General features: G+C 64.4%; 2 protein-coding genes. Both read left to right on the forward strand.

Features of this window, described 5'->3' with window-relative positions; genetic code table 11:
- Positions 1-71 precede the first annotated feature (71 nt).
- On the forward strand, positions 72-1,022 hold the full coding sequence (locus VIW95_RS16130; RefSeq protein WP_331588421.1) for an MDR/zinc-dependent alcohol dehydrogenase-like family protein: 951 nt from the start codon (positions 72-74) through the stop codon (positions 1,020-1,022).
- 4 nt (positions 1,023-1,026) lie between these two features.
- Positions 1,027-2,683, forward strand: a 1,657-nt coding sequence (locus tag VIW95_RS16135) for a hydantoinase/oxoprolinase family protein (protein ID WP_331588424.1), incomplete at its 3' end; no start/stop codon positions are given.

Genomic DNA, 2,683 nt, shown 5'->3' on the forward strand with positions numbered 1-2,683 from the left:
GGGTGCAGGGGTCACCCCTGCCCAAGGAAGCGTGAAACCCACGGTGGGTTTCACTACAATCGCACGCACTTATGCGCGCGCTGGTCTTCGATCGCAAACTGGAATTTCGCGGCGACTATCCCGAACCAGTCGCCTCACCAAACGAGAGTATCGTGCGCGTCTCGGTCGCCGGCATCTGCGGAACCGACCTCGAGATCGCGCGCGGCTACATGCAATATCACGGCGTACCGGGGCATGAATTCGCCGGCCGTGTAGCCAAGTCGCAAGACGCCTCGCTCCGCGGAAAACGCGTCGTCGGCGAGATCAACGCCGGATGCGGCCGATGCGCGATGTGCTCCGCCAGTCTCGCGCGCCATTGTCCCAATCGCACCGTGCTCGGAATCCTCGAGCGCGATGGAGCCTTCGCGGAATTCCTGCGCCTGCCCGACGTCAACCTGATTCCGCTTCCCGATTCGATCTCCGACGAGGTTGCGGTGTTCGTCGAGCCGCTCGCGGCGGCGTACGAGATTTTCGAGCAGGTCCACCTGGCGCGAAATCAAACGATAGTAGTGATAGGCGACGGCCGGCTCGGCGCGCTGGTCGCACTGACGCTAAAGGGCGAGAAGTATCTGCCGCTGATCGCGGGCCATCATCGCGAGAAACTTGCGCGGCTGAGCGAGCTCGGACTCGAGACGGCAGAAGAATCTTCTGTGCGCGACAAATTCGATGTCGTGATCGAATGCAGTGGAAGCGAATCCGGTTTTCGGCGCGCAGTTGAACTGGTCCGCCCGCGCGGAAAGATCATATTGAAGAGCACTGCGGCCGCGGCGGCAGAAATCAATCTGGCGCCAATCGTCGTGAACGAAATCACAGTGATCGGCTCGCGATGCGGCCGGTTTCAGCTGGCGCTCGACGCGCTCGCAGCAGGTAAAATCGATCCGCGTCCGCTGATCGACGGCAACTTCGCGCTTGACGACGGCCTTGCCGCCTTCGAAGCCGCGAAGAATCCGCTCAATTTCAAAATACTGCTGAGAGCGCCGTGAAACTGTGAAACAGCGGAGCGGCGGCTCGATACTGGTCGGAATCGATACGGGCGGCACCTTCACTGATCTCGTCGCGATTGTCGGCAACGAAAATGAAATCCGCGTGCACAAAGTGCTCTCGACGCCGGCCGATCCTGCCGACGCCGTCATCCGCGGCCTGCGCGAGATGCTTGCGGGCGCGGCACCGGAGTCCGTTATCTACAGTTCCACCGTCGCGACCAATGCGCTGCTCGAGAAGAAAGGCGCGCGCGTCGCGCTCTTCACCAACGCAGGCTTCGAAGACCTGATCGAGATCGGCCGCCAGAACCGCGACGAGCTGTACGCGCTGGCGCCGTCGCGGCCCGCGCCGCTCGTCAGTCGCGCGATGCGCTTCGGCGTCGCCGAGCGCACGTTGTTCGACGGAAGTATCATCGGGAAGCTCGGCCACAGGGAGCTGGCGCGAATTCGCCGTGTCGCGGCACGCAGCGGCGCCGACGCCTTCGCCATCTGCCTGCTTCATTCATACGCTAATCCGAAAAGCGAAGAGTCGATCGCGCGGGCGCTCGCCCCGCTCGGCTTGCCACTCTCGGTCTCGCATCGGATTCTCGCCGAGTACCGCGAATACGAGCGCTTCTCGACCGCGGTCGTGAACGCGTACGTCGCGCCGCGGATGTCGTCGCATCTTAAGAATCTCGAAACCCGGCTCGAAGGTGCGCGGCTTCGAGTCATGCAATCCAACGGCAGCGCGATCGGCACCGAGCTGGCGCGGGCGGAGCCGGTGCGAACAATTTTATCCGGCCCCGCGGCGGGCGTGATTGGTGCGGCAAGCCTCGCGCGCGCATTCGGCACCGATCGTTTCATCACGTTCGACATGGGCGGGACCTCGACCGACGTGTCGTTGTTCGATCGGCGCGCGCGAATCCGCACGCTGAGCCAACCGGACGGATACGCGGTGCGCACGCCTGTGATCGACATTCACACCGTCGGCGCGGGCGGCGGATCGATCGCGCGGATTGACGCGGGCGGCTCGCTGCGGGTCGGACCCGACAGCGCGGGCGCCGACCCCGGGCCCGCGTGCTACGGACGCGGCGAGTCTTGCACCGTGACCGACGCCGACCTGATCGCAGGCAGACTGGTCGCGGAGAACTTCCTCGGCGGCCAGATGAAACTTTATCCGGATCGCGCCGTACACGTCGTGTCGCGGCTGGCGCGCGAGATGAAAACCAATCCGATTGTGGCGGCGCGCGGGATCATTCGCGTGGTCAATGCCAACATGGAGCGGGCGATTCGCGTGATCACCGTCGAGCGCGGTTACGATCCGCGCGACTTCGCGCTGCTGGCGTTCGGCGGCGCCGGGCCGATGCATGCCTGCGAGCTGGCGCTCGATTTGGGTATCCGGCGAATCGTGATGCCGCGAAATCCCGGCCTACTCTGCGCCTGGGGAGCGTCGAGCGCGCCGCTGGGCCGCGAATATTCCCTGACGGTGCGCGAGACGAATCCGCGCTATCGAAATCTGGTGACGCGCACCGCCGGACTTGTGCGTCGCGCACGCGCCGAACTCGCGGCTGAAGGCGCGACGACGATTCGTCACGAGCTGTGGGCCGACATGCGCTATCGCGGGCAGTCGTACGAACTCGAAATTGCGCTCACGCCGGGCTTCATTGCCGACTTTCATTCGACGC

Origin of the sequence: Binatus sp. (SeqCode) (assembly GCF_036522015.1) — a bacterium.
Taxonomy (GTDB): domain Bacteria; phylum Desulfobacterota; class Binatia; order Binatales; family Binataceae; genus Binatus.